At 72.6% G+C, this 20,929-nt stretch carries 23 protein-coding genes; 10 read left to right on the top strand and 13 right to left on the bottom strand.

Features of this window, described 5'->3' with window-relative positions; translation table 11 throughout:
• Positions 1-247: 247 nt before the first annotated feature.
• Positions 248-1,471: a threonine ammonia-lyase gene (gene ilvA / locus ETU37_RS04835; protein WP_129985884.1), complete on the bottom strand. Its 1,224-nt coding sequence runs from the start codon at positions 1,469-1,471 to the stop codon at positions 248-250.
• Between the two features lie 129 nt (positions 1,472-1,600).
• Here ilvA and ETU37_RS04840 point away from each other — a divergent pair, with 129 nt between their 5' ends.
• The 4 genes from ETU37_RS04840 (at position 1,601) to ETU37_RS04855 (ending at position 5,160) form a co-directional block, all read left to right on the top strand.
• Positions 1,601-2,014, top strand: a complete 414-nt coding sequence (locus ETU37_RS04840) for a VOC family protein (RefSeq protein ID WP_129985886.1) — start codon at positions 1,601-1,603, stop codon at positions 2,012-2,014.
• A gap of 16 nt (positions 2,015-2,030) precedes the next feature.
• The gene (locus tag ETU37_RS04845) at positions 2,031-2,984 is read left to right on the top strand and encodes an RNA polymerase subunit sigma-70 (RefSeq protein WP_129985888.1); all 954 of its coding nucleotides are present in this window, start codon (positions 2,031-2,033) and stop codon (positions 2,982-2,984) included.
• A gap of 71 nt (positions 2,985-3,055) precedes the next feature.
• Complete coding sequence (locus ETU37_RS04850; protein WP_129985890.1) at positions 3,056-3,550, top strand: MarR family winged helix-turn-helix transcriptional regulator; 495 nt, start codon at positions 3,056-3,058, stop codon at positions 3,548-3,550.
• Entirely contained in the window at positions 3,547-5,160 is a 1,614-nt protein-coding gene (locus tag ETU37_RS04855) for an MDR family MFS transporter (protein ID WP_240755548.1), read from the top strand. The genes ETU37_RS04850 and ETU37_RS04855 overlap by 4 nt, the downstream gene beginning before the upstream one ends.
• Here ETU37_RS04855 and ETU37_RS04860 read toward each other — a convergent pair.
• From ETU37_RS04860 to ETU37_RS04870, 3 genes are all read right to left on the bottom strand, one after another.
• Positions 5,076-6,365, bottom strand: coding sequence for an AI-2E family transporter (locus ETU37_RS04860; RefSeq protein WP_129985892.1), 1,290 nt, complete (start codon positions 6,363-6,365; stop codon positions 5,076-5,078). The two genes, ETU37_RS04855 and ETU37_RS04860, sit on opposite strands and share 85 nt — an antisense overlap.
• Positions 6,366-6,611: 246 nt before the next feature.
• On the bottom strand, positions 6,612-7,973 hold the full coding sequence (locus ETU37_RS04865; RefSeq protein ID WP_240755549.1) for a glutamate mutase L: 1,362 nt from the start codon (positions 7,971-7,973) through the stop codon (positions 6,612-6,614).
• Positions 7,966-9,150 carry a cystathionine gamma-synthase gene (locus ETU37_RS04870; RefSeq protein ID WP_129985894.1) on the bottom strand — a complete coding sequence of 395 codons (1,185 nt, stop codon included), beginning with the start codon at positions 9,148-9,150 and terminating at the stop codon, positions 7,966-7,968. The genes ETU37_RS04865 and ETU37_RS04870 overlap by 8 nt, the downstream gene beginning before the upstream one ends.
• Positions 9,151-9,235: 85 nt before the next feature.
• On the opposite strand from ETU37_RS04870, the gene msrA reads away from it, so the two are divergent.
• The 3 genes from msrA to ETU37_RS04885 all read left to right on the top strand — a co-directional run bounded on the left by msrA (position 9,236) and on the right by ETU37_RS04885 (position 10,708).
• Positions 9,236-9,889 (top strand): peptide-methionine (S)-S-oxide reductase MsrA, encoded by a 654-nt coding sequence (msrA, locus tag ETU37_RS04875; RefSeq protein WP_129985896.1) that lies wholly within the window; start codon positions 9,236-9,238, stop codon positions 9,887-9,889.
• A gap of 85 nt (positions 9,890-9,974) precedes the next feature.
• A complete protein-coding gene (locus tag ETU37_RS04880; RefSeq protein WP_129985898.1) occupies positions 9,975-10,265 on the top strand; it encodes a hypothetical protein in 291 nt (96 codons plus the stop codon).
• A 92-nt stretch (positions 10,266-10,357) separates the two neighbouring features.
• The gene (locus tag ETU37_RS04885; protein ID WP_129985900.1) at positions 10,358-10,708 is read left to right on the top strand and encodes a YciI family protein; all 351 of its coding nucleotides are present in this window, start codon (positions 10,358-10,360) and stop codon (positions 10,706-10,708) included.
• Here ETU37_RS04885 and ETU37_RS04890 read toward each other — a convergent pair.
• Complete coding sequence (locus ETU37_RS04890) at positions 10,705-11,904, bottom strand: amidohydrolase family protein (protein ID WP_165372405.1); 1,200 nt, start codon at positions 11,902-11,904, stop codon at positions 10,705-10,707. The two genes, ETU37_RS04885 and ETU37_RS04890, sit on opposite strands and share 4 nt — an antisense overlap.
• Positions 11,905-12,209: 305 nt before the next feature.
• On the opposite strand from ETU37_RS04890, the gene ETU37_RS04895 reads away from it, so the two are divergent.
• Both ETU37_RS04895 and ETU37_RS04900 read left to right on the top strand, forming a co-directional pair.
• Complete coding sequence (locus ETU37_RS04895) at positions 12,210-13,634, top strand: LCP family protein (protein WP_165372406.1); 1,425 nt, start codon at positions 12,210-12,212, stop codon at positions 13,632-13,634.
• 69 nt (positions 13,635-13,703) lie between these two features.
• Positions 13,704-14,018 carry a YccF domain-containing protein gene (locus tag ETU37_RS04900; RefSeq protein ID WP_129985906.1) on the top strand — a complete coding sequence of 105 codons (315 nt, stop codon included), beginning with the start codon at positions 13,704-13,706 and terminating at the stop codon, positions 14,016-14,018.
• Positions 14,019-14,216: 198 nt separating this feature from the next.
• Here the strand turns inward: ETU37_RS04900 and ETU37_RS04905 are convergent, their stop codons facing one another.
• On the bottom strand, positions 14,217-14,741 hold the full coding sequence (locus ETU37_RS04905; protein WP_129985908.1) for a DinB family protein: 525 nt from the start codon (positions 14,739-14,741) through the stop codon (positions 14,217-14,219).
• Positions 14,738-15,247 (bottom strand): GNAT family N-acetyltransferase, encoded by a 510-nt coding sequence (locus ETU37_RS04910; protein ID WP_129985910.1) that lies wholly within the window; start codon positions 15,245-15,247, stop codon positions 14,738-14,740. Before ETU37_RS04910 ends, ETU37_RS04905 begins: the two co-directional genes overlap by 4 nt.
• 62 nt (positions 15,248-15,309) lie before the next feature.
• Between ETU37_RS04910 and ETU37_RS04915 the strand changes: the two genes are divergently transcribed.
• Positions 15,310-17,115: a glycoside hydrolase family 2 protein gene (locus ETU37_RS04915; RefSeq protein WP_240755556.1), complete on the top strand. Its 1,806-nt coding sequence runs from the start codon at positions 15,310-15,312 to the stop codon at positions 17,113-17,115.
• Here the strand turns inward: ETU37_RS04915 and ETU37_RS04920 are convergent.
• From ETU37_RS04920 to ETU37_RS04945, 6 genes are read right to left on the bottom strand one after another with little or no spacing between them, the layout of a single operon-like run.
• On the bottom strand, positions 17,078-17,485 hold the full coding sequence (locus ETU37_RS04920; RefSeq protein WP_129985914.1) for a PPOX class F420-dependent oxidoreductase: 408 nt from the start codon (positions 17,483-17,485) through the stop codon (positions 17,078-17,080). The two genes, ETU37_RS04915 and ETU37_RS04920, sit on opposite strands and share 38 nt — an antisense overlap.
• A complete protein-coding gene (locus ETU37_RS04925; RefSeq protein WP_206053738.1) occupies positions 17,482-18,207 on the bottom strand; it encodes a VOC family protein in 726 nt (241 codons plus the stop codon). The genes ETU37_RS04920 and ETU37_RS04925 overlap by 4 nt, the downstream gene beginning before the upstream one ends.
• Positions 18,208-18,224: 17 nt before the next feature.
• A complete protein-coding gene (locus tag ETU37_RS04930) occupies positions 18,225-18,545 on the bottom strand; it encodes a pyridoxamine 5'-phosphate oxidase family protein (protein WP_129985918.1) in 321 nt (106 codons plus the stop codon).
• A gap of 9 nt (positions 18,546-18,554) precedes the next feature.
• Positions 18,555-19,187, bottom strand: a complete 633-nt coding sequence (locus tag ETU37_RS04935) for a YigZ family protein (protein ID WP_129985920.1) — start codon at positions 19,185-19,187, stop codon at positions 18,555-18,557.
• Positions 19,180-19,956, bottom strand: a complete 777-nt coding sequence (locus ETU37_RS04940) for a TSUP family transporter (protein WP_129985922.1) — start codon at positions 19,954-19,956, stop codon at positions 19,180-19,182. Before ETU37_RS04940 ends, ETU37_RS04935 begins: the two co-directional genes overlap by 8 nt.
• Positions 19,957-19,965: 9 nt before the next feature.
• Complete coding sequence (locus tag ETU37_RS04945; protein WP_129985924.1) at positions 19,966-20,913, bottom strand: hypothetical protein; 948 nt, start codon at positions 20,911-20,913, stop codon at positions 19,966-19,968.
• Positions 20,914-20,929: the final 16 nt, after the last annotated feature.

A 20,929-nucleotide genomic window follows, 5' to 3' on the forward strand; every position in this document is an offset into this window, starting at 1 on the left:
TCTGGGCCGCTGCGCGGCCTGCTGTAACGCGGGGTTATGGACGCTCCACAAGGCGCATACCGCTGGGGAAGCGTCCACACGCCTGGGGAAGTGCCTCGCGTACGGCGATCGGCGGTCTCGACGTCGAGGGGCAAGACGCGCCGACTCGACGGGTCCGCGAGGGCAAGACGCGCCGACTCGCGCCCTCCCGGCGGGAGGTTCGAGCCGGGTCGGCCGTCCAGCGCGGGAGGTTCGAGCCGGGTCGGCGCTACTCGGCCACGTGGTAGCCGCACGCGCGCAGCCGGCCGAGCACCCGCTCGGCGTGCTCGGCGCCGCGGGTCTCGACCTGCACGGCGACCTCGACCTCCTCGAGGTGCAGGTGCATCGAGGTGCGCTCGTGCACGACGTCGAGCACGTTGGCCTCGGCGTCGGCGAGCTCGTTGAGCAGCCGGGCGAGGCCGCCGGGGGTGTCGGCGATCCGGACCTTGAACGCGAGGTAGCGGCCGGCCGCGGCCATGCCGTGCCGGATCACCCGCATCAGCAGCAGCGGGTCGACGTTGCCGCCGCTGAGCACCGCGACGGCGGGGGTCTCGAACGCGTCCGGCCGGTCCAGCATCGCCGCGACGGCGGCGGCACCCGCCGGCTCGACGACGAGCTTCGCCCGCTCGAGCAGCATCAGCAGCGCCTGCGAGAGGGACTCCTCGCTGACCGTCACCATCTCGTCGACGTAGCGCTGGATCGCCCGGAACGGCACGTCGCCGGGGCAGCCGACCGCGATGCCGTCGGCCATCGTCGTCATGGTCTTCAGCGCGACGGGGTGGCCCTGCGCCAGCGAGGTCGGGTACGCCGCCGCGCCCTCCGCCTGCACGCCGACCACGCGCACGTCGGGACGTCGCGCCTTGATCGCCGTCGCCATCCCGGCGATCAGGCCGCCACCGCCGCACGAGACGACCACCGTGCGCACGTCCGGGCACTGCTCGAGCACCTCGAGGCCACACGTGCCCTGGCCGGTGACGATGTCGACGTGGTCGAACGGGTGGATCAGCACCGCGCCGGTCTCCGCGGCGAAGGCCTTGGCCTGGACCAGCGCCTCGTCGACGGAGTGGCCGTGGAACCGCACGTCGGCGCCGTACCCGCGGGTGGCCTTCTCCTTCGGGATCGGCGCGCCCTCGGGCATGAACACCGTGGCCCTGATTCCGAGCATCTGCGCGGCGAGCGCGACCCCCTGCGCGTGGTTGCCGGCACTGGCGGCGACCACGCCGTGCGCGCGCTCCTCCGCGGACAGCCGGGAGATCCGCAGGTAGGCGCCGCGGATCTTGAACGAACCCGTGCGCTGGAGGTTCTCGGCCTTCAGCAGCACCGGCCCGCCGGCGAGTCCGGAGAGCCAGCGGGACTCCTCCATCGGCGTCTCGATCGACACGCCGCGGAGCGCCTCACGGGCCTCCTCGATGTCCGCCAGCGTCGGCCCGTCATAGGCGGCAGGGTCGCTCATGCGGCACACCCTAGACCGCCCTGTCGGGACCACTCACCGGTGCACCGATGAGTTTTCCGCGCGGGCGTCGTTACATCCCCGTACCGCCTGACAGAGTGGCCCCAGAGGCCCGCACGAAAGGGAACCACCATGGACTGGAAGCTCGAGCTCGTCCTGCTGCCCGTCAAGGACCCGGACCGCTCCAAGGAGTTCTACGTCGACAAGCTCGGGTTCCACCTCGACGTCGACCACGACATGGGTGAGTTCCGGGTCATCCAGTGCACGCCGCCCGGGTCCGCCTGCTCGATCACCTTCGGGGTCGGGATGCCCGTCGGGGAGCCCGGCACGATCAAGGGCACCCACCTCGTCGTCGAGGACATCGAGGCCGCCCAGGCGTTCCTCGACGAGCGGGCGATCGAGAACGGCGGCGTCGTGCACTTCGAGGACGGCGGGCCGAAGCCCGGGCCGGACCCCGAGCGTCGCGACTACAACTCGTTCATCTACTTCGACGACCCCGACGGCAACTCGTGGGCCGTGCAGGAGGTCGCACACCGCGGCGCCTGAGGCACGAGGGGTCGTCGTGGACGTCGACGCGCTCGCCGCGCGCCACCGGCACGAGCTGCACGTGCACTGCTACCGGATGCTGGCGTCGTACGACGACGCGGAGGACTGCGTCCAGGAGACCTTCCTGCGCGCCTGGAAGCACGCCGCCGGCTTCGAGAAGACTGCGGAGGAGGCAGCCGAGCCGGGTGGTGGCAACGTCCGCGCGTGGCTCTACAAGATCGCGACGAACGTCTGCCTCGACGCGATCAAGGCCAAGGGACGGCAGGCCGCGAAGCTGCGGTCGTACGCCGAGATCGCCTGGCTCCAGCCCTACCCCGACGTGCTCCTCGACGACGGCCCCGAGGAGTCGGCAGTCGCGCGGGAGACCATCGAGCTCGCGTTCCTCGCGGCCCTCCAGGCGCTGCCGCCCCGGCAGCGGGCCGCGCTGATCGCCCGCGAGGTGCTCGGGCTGCCGGCCGCCGAGACGGCCCGGATGCTCGACACCTCCGTCGCCTCGGCCAACAGCGCCCTCCAGCGCGCCCGCACCACGATGCGCGAGCACCTGCCGTCCCACCGCGGCGACTGGACCGCCCGCGACCCCAGCCCCGCGGAGAGGGAGCTGCTGGACAGGTTCATCGACGCCCACCAGCGGTACGACGCGGAGGCGGCGCTCGCCATCGCCGCGACCGACATCCGCGTCACCATGCCGCCCAACCCGGCGCGCATCGACGGCCACGAGCAGCTGCGGCCGCTGCTCGCGCGCGCGTTCGGCCCCGGCCGCGACGGCGAGTGGCGGCTCGTCCCGACCGCGGTCAACCGGATGCCGGCGGCGGCGAGCTACCTCGCCCGGCCCGGCGACTCGGCGTACCGCGGTTTCAAGCTCGACGTCCTCCGCGTCGAGGCCACACCGGCGCCCCGGATCGCCGAGATCACCACGTTCGGCTGGTCGCACTTCGAGCGGCTCGGGCTCCCGCTGGTGCTGCCGGCCTGACCAGCCCCCGCGTCGCGGATCACATCGGGAGAAAATTGCATGGCTCACGCACGTAGTTGTATGGTTGACGCATGCAATCTTCCACTCCCCTCGCCGAGGCGGCCACCCCCGCCGCGGTGACCGACCGGGTTCCGGAGCCCGCCACCGTCGAGGACGCGCTGATGGCGGCCATGGCCCGGATGGGCAAGCGGCTGCGCCAGCGCACGGCCGGCGACGACGTCGACTTCCCGACGTTCATCCTGCTCAAGACCGTCGCCCACCTCGGCCCCATGCGCCTCTCGGCCCTCGCCGCCGAGCTCTCGCTCGACGCCTCCACCGTCAGCAGGCACGTCAAGTCCCTCGAGGACGCCGGCCTGCTTGAGCGCACCACCGACCCCGACGACGGCCGCGCGTTCCAAGTCGCGCTCTCCCCCGCGGGCACCGCCCGCATCGAGGCGGCCGGCGCCCGCCGCCGCGAGCTGATCGGCTCGCTGCTCGCGGACTGGAACGACCAGGACCGCGAGGACATGCGCCGCCTCCTCCACCAGCTGACCCTCTCCCTCGAGACCCAGGAGCACACCAAGTGACCCCCGACTCCCAGGGCTACCTGTCCCACAAGCAGATCCTCGTCGTCATGGGCGGCCTCATGGTCGGCATGTTCCTCGCCGCCCTCGACCAGAGCATCGTCGGTACGGCGCTGCCGCGCATCACCTCCGAGCTCGGCGGCCTCGACAAGCTGTCGTGGGTCGTCACGGCCTACTTGCTGACCGCCACGTCGTCGACCCCGTTGTGGGGCAAGCTCTCCGACCTCTACGGTCGCCGCCTGCTCTTCCAGGCCGCGATCACCACCTTCATCCTCGGCTCGCTGCTCTCCGGCCTGTCGCAGAACATCGACCAGCTCATCGCCTTCCGCGCCGTGCAGGGTCTCGGCGGCGGTGGCCTGATGGCGCTGGCGCTCGCCACCATCGGCGACGTCGTGCCGCCGATCGAGCGCGGCCGCTACCAGGGCTACTTCGCCGCCGTCTTCGGTGTGTCCAGCGTGCTCGGCCCGGTGCTCGGTGGCTGGTTCGCCGACGGCCCCGGCTGGGAGTGGATCTTCTTCATCAACGTCCCGCTGGGCATCGCGGCGCTGGTCGTCACCTCGGCCGCGCTGAAGATCCCACACGTGCGTCGCGAGCACACGATCGACTACCTGGGCGCCGCCCTGGTGGTCTCCGCCGTGTCGTCGTTCCTGCTCTACACCGCGTGGGCCGGCCCCGACCTGGGCTGGGCCTCCGGCACCGGCATCGCCCTGCTCGCCGCCGGCGTGGTGCTGACCGCGCTGTTCATCGTCGTCGAGCTGCGCGCCGCCGAGCCGATCCTCCCGATGCGGCTGTTCCGCAACTCGATCTTCACCGTGTCCAACATCTTCGGCTTCCTCATCGGCGTCGCGATGTTCGGCTCGATGATCTTCATCCCGGTCTACCTGCAGGTCGTCGACGGGATGAGCCCGACCGAGTCCGGCCTGGCCATGGTCCCGATGGTGCTCGGCATCTTCACCACCTCGATCACCTCCGGTCGGCTGATGAGCCGCAACGGGAAGTACAAGCGCTACCCGATCGCCGGCGCGCTGGTCGTGACCGCCGGCCTGGTGATGCTGTCGATGCTCGACAACTCCTCGCCGTACTGGTTCGCCGGCATCTCGATGTACGTCATGGGCATGGGCCTCGGCCTCACCATGCAGGTGCTGGTCGTCGTCGTGCAGAACTCCGTCGACCGCTCCGACATGGGCGTCGCGACGAGCTCGGTGACGTTCTTCCGCCAGATGGGCGGCTCGTTCGGTACGGCGCTCTTCGGCGCCATCCTGTCCAGCCGTCTCGCCACGCACATGACCGACGTGCTCGCCGGCAACCCGGCGGCCGTCCGGGCCGGTGGCCAGGGCGGGAACCTCGACTCGGTCACGAACAACGTCGAGGCGATCAAGGCGCTCCCGGAGCCGCTGCACGGCCTGGTCACGCAGGCGTTCAGCATGTCGCTCCACGACACGTTCATCGCGGCGGTGCCGCTGACGGTCGTGGCCGTGGTCGTGGCGCTGTTCCTGAAGGAGATCCCGCTGATCGGGCGGCAGGCGCCTCAGGCGCCGGCGGCCGGCGGCGCGTCGGACGACGCCTCGTCGGGCGTGCCCGCCTCGTCGGTGTCGTCGCCCACCGCGGTGTAGTCGGCGAGGTACTGCACGACGGCGTTCAGGGCGGCGACGAGCGGCACGGCGAGGAGGGCGCCGGCCACTCCGCCGACCAGGACGCCCATGCCGATGGCCACGATGACGCCGAGCGGGTGCACCGACACGAACCGCCCGGTGAGGAACGGCTGGAGGACGTGCGCCTCGATCTGCTGGACGAGGATCACGCCGCCGAACATCAGCAGCGCGACGAGGGGGCCGTGCGCGACCAGCGCGACGAGCACGGCCACCGAGCCCGAGATGGTGGCCCCCACCATCGGGATGAACGCACCGAGGAACACCAGCACGCCGATCGCCGTCGCGAACGGCACCTTGAGGATGAACGCGACGGTCATGATGCCGATCGCGTCGGCCAGCGCGATGATCACGGTCGCGCGGACGAACTGGGTCAGCGAGCGCCAGGCGACCTTGCCGGACTCGTTGGCGCGGAGCCGCGCCACCCGCGGGAACAGCCGGACGACCCACGCCCAGATGCGGGCGCCGTCGGCGAGGAAGAAGTAGCTGGAGAACAGCACGATGAAGAAGCCCGCGACGATGTGACCGATCGCCGTGCCGACCTCGGTGGCCTGGGCCAGCAGCTCCTGGGAGGAGTTGGTGATCGCGGACTGGGCCTGCTTGATGTAGTCCTGGACCTGCGAGTCGCTGGCCTGGAGCGGCCCGGTGCGCAGCCAGCGCCGGATCTCCTCCAGGCCCGAGACCACTTGCGCGGAGAGGTCGCTGAAGCCGGCCGAGACCTGGGTGCCGACGAACGTCAGCAGCAGGACCACCGCCCCGAGCCCCCCGACGACCACGATGGCCGAGGCGAGCTTGCGGTTGATCCCGACCCGGCCCGCGGAGGCGACGATCGGCGAGGCCAGCGCCGTGATCAGCAGCGAGATCGCCAGCGGCAGGAAGATGACCGAGAAGTAGGCGGCGACCCGGTAGGCGATGTAGCCCGCTGCCCCGATCACGAGCAGCCGCCACGCCCAGGCCGCGGCGAGGTCGAACGCCCAGGGCACCTGCGCCCGGCTGAAGTTGCTGGGCCCGGCGTCGATGGTCGGCGGCTTCTCCTCCTCCTGGACGCGCTCACCGCGCATCTGGCTCCACTGGTGCGCGAAGCGCTCGGCGAACCGCTCGTCGGACTTGGCCCGCTGCGCAGCGCGCAGGCGGCTGAGCCGTGCCGTCATCCGGTTCCCCTCCGCCATGAGGCCAGGCTAGGGCGTGTCTCCCAATTCTGGCCGTAGCGAGCGTCGTCCGGCGCGTGCGATCGATTCACCGGGGTCCCCGGCGAATCGCGGAGCCTGCGGAGCGATTCGTTGGGGTGGTGGCTTGGCGCCGGAGCGACGGCGGGCCGGCGGCCCGTCGAGCGACGGCAACGCCGCCAGCGTGCGTGTCCGGGCGGCGCGCAGCAGGCCATCTGAATTGGGAGACACGCCCGAGGGCCGTGGCACCTACGGACGGAGCAGACGGCGCGCCAGGCTGCGGGCGGCCTCCGGGTACGCGGCGGCGAGCAGCCCGACCGGCGCGAGCACGTAGTCGCGGTCGACGACCGTGCGCGGGTGCTCCGGGAGCTGCCAGCCCGCACCGGGGTCCGCGGCGAGGTGACGGGTCAGCACTCCATCGGCGGGGCTGTCGCTGTGCCGCAGAACGCCGCCGGACCCGACCAGCAGGTCCACCTCGCGCAGGTCCTTGCCGCTGCGCTCGACGACCCGCCCCTCGGGGCTGAACACGACCTGCGACCGGCCGGCGTGCCGGCGCAGCGCGACGGTGACCGCCGCGGCGGCGATGGCGAGGTCGGCGTCGGCGCCAAGTGCGTCGCCGGGGAGGTACGACGGGTCGGCCTGCCGGACGGCGGCGGCGTCGGCCAGCGCCGGGTCGAGCAGCCCAGCGGCGACACCCTCCTCCACGGTGCTGATCGCGCTCCAGCGCATGCCGAGGTCGCCCTCGACGGTCCGGCTGACCGGCACGGTCGCCACCACCTGCCGGGAGAGACCGGCGTCCTCGGGGTCGACCTCCACGACGGAGTGCACGTCGGTGGTGGCGCCGCCGACGTCGACGACCACCACGTCGCTGCCGAGCTCGTCCGCGAGCAGCTCGACCGCGGTGAGCACGACATCGGGCGTCGCCCCGCGCACCATCGCGGTGAAGCGCTCCCCCGAGTCGCGCCTGGACAGGTGCTTGCCGCCGATCACGTGCCGCAGGAACATCTCGCGGATCGCCGCCCGCGCCGACTCGGGCGCGAGCACGCCGATGCGCGGCACCACGTTGTCGGCCAGGACGTGCGGCGTACCGGACCCGGTGAGCAGCGCCGCCACCTCGGCCTGCGCGTCGACGTTGCCCGCGACCACGACCGGGCCGCGCCAGCGCGCCCTGGCCAGCGTGGTCGCGCAGCCGACGAGAACCTCCTCGTTGCCCCCGTCGGTGCCGCCGACGAGCAGCAGCACGTCGGGCTTGGTGGCGCGCAGCGTCGTGACGTCGGCGCGGGCCAGCCCGCCGTGCGTGACGTGCACGACCCGGCCGCCGCTGGACAGCGCGACCCGGCGTCCGGCCTCGGCGGTGACCAGCTCCTCGTTGCCGACGACGGCGATCCGCAGCCCGCCGCCGGCCGAGGAGCAGGCCAGCACCTCGGCGTCGTCCGCCCGCGGGTCGGCCGCGGCCAGTGCCGCCCGGCAGGCGTCCCAGCCGTCGAGCACGTCGGTGTCGATCGTGGTCCGGTGGTCGGCGGTCGCGACGAGTGCGCCGCTCGGCACCTCGACCAGCGCCGCCTTGGTGAACGTGGACCCGAAGTCCACGCAGGCGACGACGTCAGCCAAGCGCCTGCTCCAGGTCGGCCAGCAGGTCGTCGGCGGTCTCGATGCCGACCGAGAGGCGAACCAGGTCGTCGGGCACCTCGAGGTCGGTGCCGGCCACCGAGGCGTGCGTCATCAGGCCGGGGTGCTCGATCAGCGACTCGACCCCACCGAGGGACTCCCCGAGCGTGAAGACCTCGGCCTTCTCGCAGACCGCGAGCGCCTGCTGCCGCCCGCCGGCGACCCGGAAGGACACCATCCCGCCGTACCGCTTCATCTGGCGGGACGCGACCGCGTGACCGGGGTGCTCGGGCAGACCGGGGTAGATCACCTCGGTGACTTGCGGGTGCTTGGTCAGGAAGTCGACGACCTTCTCGGCGTTGTCGCAGTGCCGGTCCATCCGCAGCGCGAGCGTGCGGATGCCGCGCAGCGTCAGCCACGCGTCGAACGGCCCGGACACGGCGCCGATGGCGTTCTGGTGGAACGTGATCTTCTCGGCGAGGTCGAGGTCGCGCACCACGATCGCGCCGCCGACGACGTCGCTGTGCCCGCCGACGTACTTCGTGGTCGAGTGCACGACCACGTCGGCGCCAAGGGTGAGCGGCTGCTGGAGGTACGGCGAGGCGAAGGTGTTGTCGACGACGAGCAGCGCGCCGCCCTCGTGGGCGACGGCGGCGACCGCCTCGATGTCACCGATGTTGAGCATCGGGTTCGTCGGCGTCTCGAGCCAGACGATCTTGGTCTCGCCCGGACGGATCGCGGCGCGGATCGCGTCGACGTCGGAGACCGGCGCGGACGTGTGGGACAGGCCCCAGGGCTCCTCGACCTTGGCGAAGAGGCGGTAGGTGCCGCCGTACGCGTCGTCGGGGACGACCAGGTGGTCGCCCGGCCTGCAGACCGCCTTGAGCAGGGTGTGCTCGGAGGCGAGCCCGCTCGCGAACGCGAACCCGCGCTCGCCCTCCTCCAGCGCCGCGATGTTGCCCTCGAGGGCGGTGCGGGTGGGGTTGGCGGAGCGGGAGTACTCGTAGCCGCCGCGCAGGCCGCCGACGCCGTCCTGCTTGTAGGTCGAGGTGGCGAAGATGGGCGGGATCACCGCGCCGGTGGTCGGGTCGGGCTCGTACCCCGCGTGGATGGCGCGGGTCTCGAACCCGGACTTGTGCCGGTGCTGCTGGCCCGTGGAGGCGCTGGTCTGGTCGGACATGCGTGCGAGCCTAGACCTGGGAAGGTTCGAGCCGTCCGGCGCGTTGGGGAGAGCGAACCCCCCACTGATCGAGGAGGAAGTGCCCGTGCTGTTCAACCGTCACAAGAGCACGCTGCCGACCGAGGAGCAGGCGCTGAAGGGGCGCACCGAGCAGTGGTTCACGCTGGCCGAGGAGCACCTCGTGCTGCACACCCCGCTGGTCACCCCCGACAGCGAGATCCCCGAGGGCCACGAGGTCGCGGTGTTCGGGCTGGGCTGCTTCTGGGGCGCCGAGGAGGCGTTCTGGCAGGTCCCGGGCGTCTGGTCGACGTCCGTCGGTTACGCCGGCGGCCTCACCCCGCACCCGTCGTACGAGCAGGTCTGCTCCGGGCAGACCGGCCACACCGAGGCCGTCCGGGTCGTCTACGACCCCGCGAAGGTGTCGTACGCCGACCTGGTGAAGCTGTTCTTCACGATCCACGACCCGACGCAGGGCATGCGCCAGGGCAACGACCACGGCACGCAGTACCGCTCGGCGATCTACACCACGACCCCCGAGCAGGCCGAGGTCGCGGCGCGGCTCCGGGCCGCCTACGAGCCCGTGCTCACGCAGCGCGGGTACGGCCCGATCACCACCGAGATCAAGCCGGCGCCGACGTACTACTACGCCGAGGACTACCACCAGCAGTACCTCGTGAAGAACCCCCACGGCTACCGCTGCCACTCGGCCACGGGGATCCCGTTTCCCTCGGACGCCTGAGCCCGTTGCTAGCCTCACCCGGTGCCTGATGAGGAGCCGCGGACCGCGCCCGATAAGTGCACCGTCGTCACGCTCTTGCGGCTCCATGCGGTTCCGCGAGGAGTTCGAGCGTCTTGACGCCGAGCTGACCCTGGCGGGACACGTGGTGCTGACCCCGATCGTCCTGGATCCGGCCACGAAGCTTGACGCAGCGGAACGCGCACGGCTCGCCCGGGTACACCTCCAGAGGATCGCGATGTCGGACCAGGTCCTCATCGTCAACGTGGGCGACTACGTCGGGGAAAGCACCCGTCGCGAGATCGAGCACGCACGATCGCGTGGGATCCCGGTGAGCTTCCTGGAGCCACACGCCAACGATGACGACGACGCCGCCTGAGATTTCCTGCAGGATCGTGTCGATTCCACCGCACGCCGTTCGTCAGTGAGGTGGAGTCGGACATCGGGTCCGCGCGCGCAGGAGGAGCAGACATGGCGGAGTACCTCATCTACTTCAACCAGCAGTGGGTCGGCGACCACCCCCCGGAGTGGTTCGGCACGCGGGTGGAGCCGAGCATGGCGGTCGTCCACGAGATGGAGAAGGCCGGCGTCCTCGTCTACGCCGGCGGTCTGGAGGAGGGGGGACCGGTCTACGGCGCCGACGCGACGAGCGGCACGGTCATGGTCACCGAGGGGCCGTACGCCGAGACGACGGAGTTCCTGGGCGGGCTGACGATCATCGACGTGCCCGACCTCGAGGAGGCCAAGAGGTGGGCGGGCAAGGTGGCGGAGGGCTGCGGCTGGCCGCAGGAGGTCCGCCGCTTCAGCCCGCGCCCCGGCTAGGCGAGGTCGACCGGGGTCCCTCGCACGAGGACGTGTCGCGGCCGGCCGAGCAGCGACGGGTCCTCGGCGAGGTCGCCGTCGACGACGAGCAGGTCGGCGGCGTACCCCTCGGCGAGCCGCCCGGTCTCCGCCGCGAGCCCGCAGGCCTCCGCGGCCACCGACGTGGCGGCTGCCAGGGCCTCGGCCACCGGGTAGCCGCTCTCGACCATCTCGCCGACCGTGCGCCAGACGTTGCCGTGCTGCTTGGGCGGGGCCATCCCCGAGTCCACGCCGCTGACCACGGCCACCCCGTGCTCGCGGAGCCGGGAGAGATCGCGCATGCGGGAGGCGTAGAGCTCGTCGAACGAGCCGACCCCGAGTCTGGCCATCAGCGCCGCGAGGGCAGGCGGAGGCTCGGGCATCAGGGCGTGCAAGGAGCGGTCGTTGCCCATCGTCAGACCCACGTACACACCCTGCCGAGCCACCTCGTCCAGCAGGTCGTCGTCGATCCGCGGTCCCTGCGAGGTGAGCCCCGTGAAGTGCTCGATCCCGTCGACGCCGGCGGCCAGCGCGTTCTGCATGGCGGCGAGCGAGTGTGCGTGCGCGACCACGGGTAGCCCGGCGTCGTGCGCCGCGTCGACCAGCCCGGTGAGCTCGGCAACGGTGAACTGGGTACCCAGCTGGTCCGTCCCCGGCGTTGCGAAGCCGCCCGAGGCCATCACCTTGACCACGTCGACTCCGCGCCCGGCGTGCTCCGCGACGACCGCACGCAGGTCGCCGTCCACGACCCCACCGAGGAAGTGGCAGTGCCCGCCCGGGATCGTGAGCGGAGGCCCGGAGGCCACGACGCGCGGCAGGCCTGGGCGCTCCCGAGACGCCAGAGTGCGGAAACCTCGGTCACCCAGGTCCCGGACCGTCGTCACTCCGGCCACCGCGTGCGCGCGCAGGGAGCTCGCGATGACGGTGTCGATCTCCGCGTCGGACAGCGCACCGGCGCGCTCCAGCCCGCCGATCGTGCCATCGGCGACCAGGTGGGTGTGGCCGTCCACCAGGCCGGGCAGCACGGTGCCGGCGTGCTCCGTCACCTCGACGCCGTCCGGAAGGTCGGCCGCACCCGTCACGACACCGACGATGCGCCCGGACTCGTGGAGCACCGTGGCACCGCCGGGAAGGAACCGGGCACCGTCGAAAGCGTGTGCCGCGCGGACCGCCTGCATGTGATCACGATCCCGTCGCGGCGCCCCCTGCGGCATCACCCGGCCGGGCCATTCGCCCGACCGATTCCGCCCCGGATCCGAGAGCGGCCCGCGTTCCGTTGATAATCTCCGGGTGGCGGACCGGCTGGTGCGGGCCGCCGACCGCACGGGGCGAGGGCTCCGGGCGTCGACCTCACGAAGTCCCGAGGTAGTCCGTGGCGAGCACGATGCACCGTGTCGCGCCCCCCGCGCAGAAGGAGCGCCCGGGGAAGCGCGCGCTGCGGCCATCCCGTCGCCGGGCCCGGACCCTCGGCGGGGCGTTGCTCGTGACGCTGCTGTCGGCGCTGCTGCCGGGCACCGGGTTCCTCTGGTCCGGGCGCAAGAGCCTCGGCTTCCTGGTGCTCCCACCCGCGCTGACGGTGATCGCGCTCGCCGCCTGGTACGCCGTGCGTGACCCGCGCGCGGTGCTCGACCTGGCCTTCGACCCCACCCGGCTGCAGGTCGCGGCGGTCGCGCTCGGCGCCGGGCTCGTGATCTGGGCGCTGATCGTGCTGACGACGTACTTCATGGTGCGGCCGCTGCCGAGCCGCGCGATCCACACGTTCGTCGGCACCGCGTTCGTCGGCCTGCTGTGCGCCGCCGTCGCGGCGCCGGTCGTCGTCGGCGCGCGCTACGCCATGGTCCAGGCGGACCTCGTGCAGACGGTGTTCCAGGACAACACCAGCGCGACCGCGCCCAAGAACGTCACCGTCAAGGACCCGTGGGCCGGACGCGACCGGGTCAACGTGCTGCTCCTCGGCGGCGACGGAGGCGTGCACCGCGAGGGCGTGCGCACCGACACGATGATCCTGCTGAGCCTCGACACCCGCACCGGCCGCACGATCATGTTCAGCCTCCCGCGCAACATGATGAACGCGCAGTTCCCGGCCGACAGCCCGCTGCACGACCTCTACCCCTCCGGCTTCGGCGGGTACGGCGACGCGGGCAACTGGATGCTCAACGCGGTCTACCGGATGGTGCCGATCCTGCACCCCGGCATCCTCGGCACGTCCGACAACGAGGGCGCCGACGCGCTCAAGCTCGCCATCCAGGGCAGCCTCGGCGTCCCGGTCGACTACTACGTGCTGGTCAACCTCCGGGGTTTCCGGCAGATCGTCGACGCGATGGGCGGCGTCACCGTCAACATCAGCTCGCCGATCCCGGTCGGCGGCAACACCGACCTCGGCATCCTGCCCGACCGCTACCTGCAGCCGGGCCCGGACCAGCGGCTCGACGGCATGGACGCGCTCTGGTACTCCCGCGGCCGGTACGGCTCTGACGACTACCAGCGCATGGAGCGCCAGCGCTGCATGATCGACGCGATCATCGACGAGGCCAAGCCGCTCAACCTGCTGCGCCGCTACCAGGGGCTCGCCGAGGCCGGGAAGAAGATCATCCGCACCGACATCCCCAGCAAGCTGCTGCCGGCGTTCGTCGACCTGGCGATGGAGATCAAGGACGCCAGCGTCACCTCGGTGGTGTTCCGCTCCTCCGAGGCGTTCTTCCCGGGCGACCCCGACTTCGCCTGGATGCGGCAGAAGGTGCGCGCGGCGCTGAAGCCGCCGCCCGACCGGCCCCGCGACCGCGGCGAGAGCCGGCCGTCCGCGACGGCGTCACCGACCCCGACGCCCGGTGTGCCGAGCGAGGAGGCCGACCCGGGTACGGCGGTCGAGGCCAAGGACACCTGCGGGTACCACCCCGAGACCTCCTGAGCCCCCGCCCGCTGCCGGGGAGTGAGCGCCGTACCGGCGGGGTACGGGGCTCGCAGGGAGGTGAGGACGATGCGGACGCTGCGCGGACTCCTCGGCGCGCTGCTGTGGATCCTCGGCACCGTGCTCGGGCTCGTCGCGCTCGTGCTGTGCGTGACGGTGATCCTGCTGCCGCTGGGCATCCCGCTCTTCAAGCTGGCGCGACGCCTCGTCGACAAGGCGATCCTGCTGATGCTGCCGCGGCCGGTCGCGAACCCGGCCGCCTCGCTGAAGCGCGGCTCCAAGAAGGCCCGGAAGAAGGGCAGGAAGAAGGGTCGCGAGGCGACGAAGGACCTCGAGAAGACCCGCAAGAAGCTGGGGAAGAAGGCGCGCGCCCTCGCGCCGTGAGCCGAAGCGGACTCTCTGGTCCGCTCCGTCATGCACGTCACACCGGCCCACGGGAATATCGACACCCCGATCTCCGGTTATGTCTCATGCCGGCCCTGGATGCGCCTGCAGGCGGCGGTCACGTACCGCGGCAGCCGAGCATGGGCGATGCGGGTGGTTCGATTCCGCCCGACGGCACCACTCGGACGAGACGGGTCGTCACTCCCCGACCTCGCCGTCGATCGCCTCGCGCAGCAGGTCGGCGTGCCCGTTGTGCCGGGCGTACTCCTCGATCATGTGCAGCAGGATCCAGCGCAGGTTGGCGTGCTGGTCGTTGAAGCGTCGCTTCCGGACCGACTCCTGCTCCAGTGGTACGTCGGCCACCAGGCCTCGCACGCGCTCGATCGTGCCGGTGAGGAGGTCGCGCAGCTGCTCGGGCGTGTCGTCGACCGCGCTGTGCCAGTCCCAGTCGGCGTCGGCCTCCCAGTCCACCCCCCGCCAGGGGGCGTCCTCGTCGTTGCCGAGGAGGAACACCGAGAACCAGTTGTCCTCGACCAGCGCCAGGTGCTTGAGCATCCCGCCGAGCGTCATCGTCGAGGGAGCGAGGGTCCGCGCGAGCTGCTCGCCCGACAGCCCCTCGGTCTTCCACAGCAGCGTCGCGCGGTGGTAGTCGAGGTAGGCCATCAGCTGGGTGCGCTCGTCGGCCGTGCTCGGCGGCTCGACGCGGTCGGTCGGTGCGGTCATGCGGGTCCTCCGGGGGTCGTGAGCGGCAGGTACATCACGTGCAGGCCGACGAGGCCGTCCACGGGGCTGCGGAAGGCCTCGGGCACGGTGCCGACGATCGTGAAGCCGAGCGCCTGCCACAGCCGCACGGCGGAGGTGTTGGTCTCGACGACGGCGTTGAACTGGATGCCGTGGAAACCCTGCTCGCGGTGCCACCGCACCATGTCCTCGGCCAGCGCCCGGCCGACGCCCCTACCCCGTGCGGCCGGCGACACCATGAACGACGCGGTGCCGATGTGGGCACCGGGACCGGGCTTGTTGGGGCCCATCTTCGACGAGCCGAGCACGGTGCCGTCGTCGTCGACCGCGACCGCGGTGCGCGACGGCGGCGTCTCCATCCAGAGCGCGCGACCGGCGTCGTACGACGTCGCAGGGTCGTAGGTGTAGGTCTCCTGGGCCTGCACGACGTCGCGGAAGAACGGCCAGATCGCGTCCCAGTCGTCGTCGTTCGCGTCACGGATCAGCATCGTTCGCGACCCTAGCGACGCCCGGGGACGGGGAGCGACTGGTTATCGTCGCGCCCGTGACCATGCTGACGCGCTGGGGCCGCGACCTGGACGCCGAGCGCGTGCTGCCCGAGCACCCGCGTCCGCAGCTGGTCCGCGGCACGTGGCGCTCCCTCAACGGCTGGTGGGAGCACGCCGTCACGCCGGCCGACGTGTCCGAGCCGCCGGCCGACGGCGCCTGGGACGGTCGCATCCTGGTTCCGTTCTCCCCCGAGGCGCCGCTGTCGGGCGTCGGCCGGCAGGTGCAGCCCGACGAGCTGCTCTGGTACCGCCGCACCCTCGACGTCCCGACCGGCTTCGTCCCGCCCGGCGGCCGGCTGCTGCTGCACTTCGGTGCCGTCGACCAGACCGCGACCGTGTACGTCGACGGGCAGGAGGTGGGTGACCACCACGGCGGCTACCTGCCGTTCACGGTGGACCTCACGGACGCGGTCTCCCCGGGGCCGCGCGAGCTCGTCGTCCGGGTCCGCGACCTGTCCAACAACCGCGGCCCGAGCAGCGGCAAGCAGCGGCTGGTGCGCGGCGGCATCTGGTACACCGCCCAGTCCGGCATCTGGCAGACCGTCTGGCTCGAGGCGGTCCCGGCGCGGTACGTCGCGGAGCTCCACCTCGTGCCCCGGCTCGACGACGGCACCGTCGAGGTCACGGTCGTCGCGGCCGGTGCGCCGTCGCGCGACCTGGCGACGGTGCGGGTCACCGACGGCGGCAGGCTGGTCGGCGGCGCGGCCGCGCCCGCGGGCGTGCCCACGACGGTCCGGCTGTCCGCCGTACGACCGTGGACGCCGGACGACCCGCACCTGTACGGCGTCGAGGTCACCCTCGGCGCCGACCGTGTCCGGTCGTACGTCGGGATGCGGTCGGTCGCGGTCGGCACCGACGAGAGCGGCACGCCGCGGCTGCTGCTCAACGGCGAGCCGTTCCTGCACGCGGGGGTGCTCGACCAGGGCTACTGGCCGGACGGGCTGCTCACGCCGCCGTCCGACGAGGCGATGGTGCACGACATCAGCACGATGAAGCGGCTCGGCTTCACCATGCTCCGCAAGCACATCAAGGTGGAGCCGCTGCGCTGGTACCACCACTGCGACCGGCTCGGCATGCTCGTCTGGCAGGACATGGTCAACGGCGGCGGCCGCTACCGCACGGCCGCGGTGACCTGGCCGGGCCGGCTCCCGAGCGCCGGCCGGCGGCTCCGCGACGACCGCTACGCGGTGTTCGGTCGCACGGACAGCCACGGCCGCGACGAGTTCCGGCGCGAGGCGCGGGCGACCGTCGAGCTGCTGCGCAACACGCCATCGGTCGTGTGCTGGGTGCCGTTCAACGAGGGCTGGGGCCAGTTCGACGCCGCCGCGGTCGCCGCCGAGGTCGCCGCGCTCGACCCGACCCGGGTGGTCGACCACGCGAGCGGCTGGCACGACCAGGGCGCGGGCGACGTGTGGAGCCTGCACGTCTACCAGCGACGGTTCCGCGCCCCGCGCCGGGCGCCGGAGGAGCGGCGGGTGCTGGCGCTCACCGAGTACGGCGGCTACGACCTCACCGTGCCCGACCACACCTGGGGGCCGGAGCACATGGGCTACCGGCACTTCGACACCGTCACGGCCCTGGCCGCGGCCTTCGAGCGGCTGCACGACGACGAGCTCGTCCCCACGGTCGGTGCGGGGCTGTCGGCGACCGTCTACACCCAGCTCTGCGACGTCGAGGACGAGGTCAACGGCCTGCTCACCTACGACCGCGAGGTGCTCAAGATCGACGAGGCCGTCGTCCGGGCTGCGCTCGACCGGCTGCGCGCCGCGTTCACAGCGTCGACGAGTGCAGGAACCGGTCGACCGTGATGCGCAGCGCGACCCGCTGCGGGTTGGGCCGCGGCTGCTTGTAGCGCACGGCGTACCGCTCCTCCGCCCGCGCGACCGACGCCGGGTCGTCGAGCACGACCGCGGACCCCTCGATCGTCGACCAGCGACGGCCGTCCACCTGGCAGGCGGCCACCCGGCCGTCACCCTCGCGCAGGTTGCGGGCCTTGCGCGAGTCGCGCGAGGTGATCACCCACGCGCAGCGCTCGTCGAGGTCGAGCGCGACCCCGACGGGGACCAGGTGCGGGCGTCCGTCGGGCCGGGTCGTGCTCAGGGTGAGCAGGTGCCGCTCGGTCCAGAAGTCCAGCAGGGCCTGGGGAAACGCGTCCCAGCCCGGCGCGAAGGCGCTCATCGCGGCGTCCGGCCCGTGATGCAGTACGAGCGCCCGGCCGGGTCCTCCAGCGCGATCCAGCTGTCGTGCCGGCCGAGCTCCCGCGCGCCGAGCGCGACGTGCCGGGCAGCCTCGGCGGTCCGGTCGTCGGAGGCGAGGTCGAGGTGACCGGTCACGACGGGCTGCTCGTCGTCGAGGCGCTGGAGCAGCAGGCCGAGCACGACCTCGTCGGGCACCGCCATCCGGCGGAACTCGGCGTACCTGGGGTGGTCGGTGACCGTCCAGCCGGTCAGGTCCGCCCAGAACGCGCACTCCGCGTCCCAGCGCGACGGCGGGACGTCCAGGCAGACCTGGTCGACCATGCTGCGCCCGCCCGGCCAGGTGGCCGGCTCGGCGCGGACCGCGCCCGGGTGCCCGACCACGCAGAACGTCATGCCCCCGGGCGACCCGCACACGACGTACCCGAGGTCGAGGTAGCTCGCGCTGGCCCCGAGCTCCTCGGCCCGCTCGGCCAGCCCGCGGACGTCGTCGGTGTGCAGGTCGACGTGCAGCGCGCCGGGCGGGGTCTGCACGACCCGCTGCACCCTCAGGTGCGGGTCGCCGCTCGGCGGCAGCAGGGTCGCGAACTCGTCGCGGTCGCCCCGGCTCGCCGACAGGCGGTAGCCGGTGACCCGCGACCAGAACGTCTCGGCGGCCTCGGCCGACTCGCGGGCGGTGTCGAGGAACCCGGTGACCCAGCGCACCGCGGGAGCGGCCGGCGTCACCGGTCGGCCGGCCGGTGCAGCACGGCGTGGGTGGCGGTGAGGCGCGCGCCGTCGCCGTCGACCTCGGCCCGGGCGTCGACGAGCAGCGAGAAGCCGCCCGCCTCCGGGGGCGGGAAGACCAGCACGACGTCGGAACGTGCGGCGAGGTTCGCGCGGGTGCCGTCGCCGAGCGACGGCAGCGTGACCGTGACGCCGTCGACCTGCGGCCGCACGGCCACGGGCTTGGCGCGCTGGCCGTCGCCGACCGTGACCAGGTAGGCGAACCGGTGCTCCGCGGCCTTGTCGGCCAGCTCGGCCAGGTCGACCTCGACACTCATGGGGCGAGGCTACCCGTCGGCCCAGGTCTCCCCCGCCGGCCGCGCGACGGCCGAGCCGGACGTCAGCGCGGCGACCTGGGCCTCGAAGGACACCACCTCCCCTGCCGGTACGGCGAGGTGCAGCGTGACGCGCTCGGCGTGCTCGACGTCCAGCACCGTGACGCCGCGGCCGCGCAGGTCGGCCTCCCAGCGGGCGGCGTGAGCGTGGTCGGCGACGAGGTCGAAGCAGGACAGCAGGACGCGGCGACGGGTGCCGGCGACGTCCAGGGCGGCTCGCGTCGCGTCCGAGTAGGCGCGGACGAGCCCGCCCGCGCCCAGCAGCGTGCCGCCGAACCACCGCGTCACCACGACGACCAGGTCAGTGAGGTCGCGCCCGCGGAGCACCTCCAGCATCGGTGCGCCCGCGGTGCCCGACGGCTCACCGTCGTCGCTCGACCGCTGCACGGCGCCCTCGGGTCCGAGCACGAAGGCCGAGCAGTGGTGCCGGGCGTCCCAGTGCTCCTTGCGGGCCGCCTCGACGACAGCGCGCGCGTCGGCCTCGGTCCCGACCGGTACGACGCGGCCGAGGAAGCGGGACCGCTTCACCTCGATCTCCGCCGTCGCCGCGCGGGCGACCGTGAGGTAGCCGGCCGGGTCAGCCACCGAGCACCCGCCAGCCGAGCGTCACGATGAAGGCGCCGACGACGAGCACGAAGAACACGCGGACGAAGCGCGATCCCCGCCGCACGGCGGTCCGCGCACCGACGTACCCGCCGCACAGGTTGGCGACGCCCATCACGATGCCGACCTTCCAGAGCACCGCGCCCTGCGGCACGAAGATGACGAGCGCGGCGAGGTTCGTCGCCCAGTTGGCCAGGCGCGCCTTGGCCGAGGCCTCCAGGAACGAGTAGCCGAGCAGCCCCACGAGCGTGAACACGAAGAAGGACCCGGTGCCGGGCCCGAGCGCGCCGTCGTAGAAGCCGATCACGGCGCCGGCCGTCACCGCCGCCAGGGTGTGGTGGTGGCCGGCGAAGCGCAGCTCGGTGAGCTCGCCGAGGTCGGGCTTGAACAGCACGTAGGCGCCGACGACGACCAGCACGACGAGCACGATCGGCTCGAGCGCGTCCGCCGGGATGTGGGACGCGGCGAGGGCGCCGGCCATCGAGCCGAGGAACGCGAAGACCATGAGCGGCACGAACGTGCGCGGGTCCGGCCGCACCCGGCGGTAGTAGGTGACCGAGCTGACCGTCGTGCCGCACAGCGACGCGAGCTTGTTGGTCGCCAGCACGTGCACGGGAGCGACGCCGGGCATCGCGAGGACGAGCGCGGGGAGCTGCACGAGACCGCCGCCGCCGACGACGGCGTCGACGAAGCCGGCGGCGAGACCGGCCAGCGCGAGAAGCGCGAGCAGCTCCAGCGACAGGTCGGTCACCGGTCAACCCTAGGCGGCCCGGACGAGGGCCTCCCGCTCGGCGTCCAGCGAGGTCACCTCGTCGTCGATGCGGCGCTTGGCCGCCGCGAGATCGGTGCCGATGCGGCGTACGGCGGACATCGCCTCGTGCAAGCGGTCGCGCGCCTCGTGGATCCGCGAGCGCACGCTCATGTCGCTGAAGATGTTGTCGAACCAGATGTCGAACGTGCGGACCAGCCCGTCGATCTCGACACCCCGGACGCCCTCGACACCGACGTCCGCGAGCTCCGTCGCGAAGTGCGCCATCGCGTCGTTGGCGGCGCGGACCAGCTGCTGCGCCTGCTCGAGCCGGTTGTACTTCATCATGTCGGTCAGCAGCCCGCCGCCACCGAACGTGTCCCAGGTCGACCACGACGCGGCGCTGGCGAGCACGTCCAGCGCGGCGGCCAGCGCGTCGTGCGCGGCGACACCGGCGGCGTGCGCCTCGCGGTTCTCCTTGTCCTCGGCGGCGAGCTCACCCCGACGCGTCGCGATCTCGACGAGCCGGGTGCTCGCTGCACCCGGGTGCTCGCGCAGCCAGGCCTCCTTGGCGTCCAGCGCGCGGGCGAGGTCACCGTCGACATCACCCAGGGCGTTCAGCTGCGCCTCGATCGCGCGGACGTCGCCCTCGGCCATGGTCGCCCGGTGTGCGGCCTCCGCGGCGGCGTACCGTGCCGCGTCGCGCTCGGCGGCCTCCCGCTCGAGGTCCGTGGCGCGACCACCGCGCAACGTCGCCCAGATCCGCACCCAGGACATCGACTCGAGCTGCGCGACGTCGCGCTCCTCGTCGGCGAAGCGGGACGCCTGCTCGTCGGCACGGTGACGCGCCTCCGCGGCGTGCCCCTGCGCCGCGGTGAGCCGCGCGGCGAGGCCGCGCGCCTCGCTCCGGGCCGCCTCGGCGCGCGTGATCTCGTCCTGGATGGGTCCCCCGTCGGTCATGCCGGAGATCCTAGGA

The sequence above is a fragment of the Nocardioides iriomotensis genome (assembly GCF_004168035.1).
Lineage (GTDB): Bacteria > Actinomycetota > Actinomycetes > Propionibacteriales > Nocardioidaceae > Nocardioides_B > Nocardioides_B iriomotensis.

Coding starts and splice junctions, on each gene's coding strand:
- ETU37_RS04930 (WP_129985918.1), bottom strand. CDS start 18,545: ATGAGTGTCGAGGTCGACCTGGCCGAGCTGGCCGACAAGGCCGCGGAG.
- ETU37_RS04880 (WP_129985898.1), top strand. CDS start 9,975: ATGCGGTTCCGCGAGGAGTTCGAGCGTCTTGACGCCGAGCTGACCCTG.
- ETU37_RS04905 (WP_129985908.1), bottom strand. CDS start 14,741: ATGACCGCACCGACCGACCGCGTCGAGCCGCCGAGCACGGCCGACGAG.
- ETU37_RS04890 (WP_165372405.1), bottom strand. CDS start 11,904: ATGCAGGCGGTCCGCGCGGCACACGCTTTCGACGGTGCCCGGTTCCTT.
- ETU37_RS04840 (WP_129985886.1), top strand. CDS start 1,601: ATGGACTGGAAGCTCGAGCTCGTCCTGCTGCCCGTCAAGGACCCGGAC.
- ETU37_RS04945 (WP_129985924.1), bottom strand. CDS start 20,913: ATGACCGACGGGGGACCCATCCAGGACGAGATCACGCGCGCCGAGGCG.
- ETU37_RS04910 (WP_129985910.1), bottom strand. CDS start 15,247: ATGCTGATCCGTGACGCGAACGACGACGACTGGGACGCGATCTGGCCG.
- ETU37_RS04885 (WP_129985900.1), top strand. CDS start 10,358: ATGGCGGAGTACCTCATCTACTTCAACCAGCAGTGGGTCGGCGACCAC.
- ETU37_RS04850 (WP_129985890.1), top strand. CDS start 3,056: ATGCAATCTTCCACTCCCCTCGCCGAGGCGGCCACCCCCGCCGCGGTG.
- ilvA (WP_129985884.1), bottom strand. CDS start 1,471: ATGAGCGACCCTGCCGCCTATGACGGGCCGACGCTGGCGGACATCGAG.
- ETU37_RS04920 (WP_129985914.1), bottom strand. CDS start 17,485: ATGAGCGCCTTCGCGCCGGGCTGGGACGCGTTTCCCCAGGCCCTGCTG.
- ETU37_RS04870 (WP_129985894.1), bottom strand. CDS start 9,150: ATGTCCGACCAGACCAGCGCCTCCACGGGCCAGCAGCACCGGCACAAG.
- ETU37_RS04860 (WP_129985892.1), bottom strand. CDS start 6,365: ATGGCGGAGGGGAACCGGATGACGGCACGGCTCAGCCGCCTGCGCGCT.
- ETU37_RS04915 (WP_240755556.1), top strand. CDS start 15,310: ATGCTGACGCGCTGGGGCCGCGACCTGGACGCCGAGCGCGTGCTGCCC.
- ETU37_RS04900 (WP_129985906.1), top strand. CDS start 13,704: ATGCGGACGCTGCGCGGACTCCTCGGCGCGCTGCTGTGGATCCTCGGC.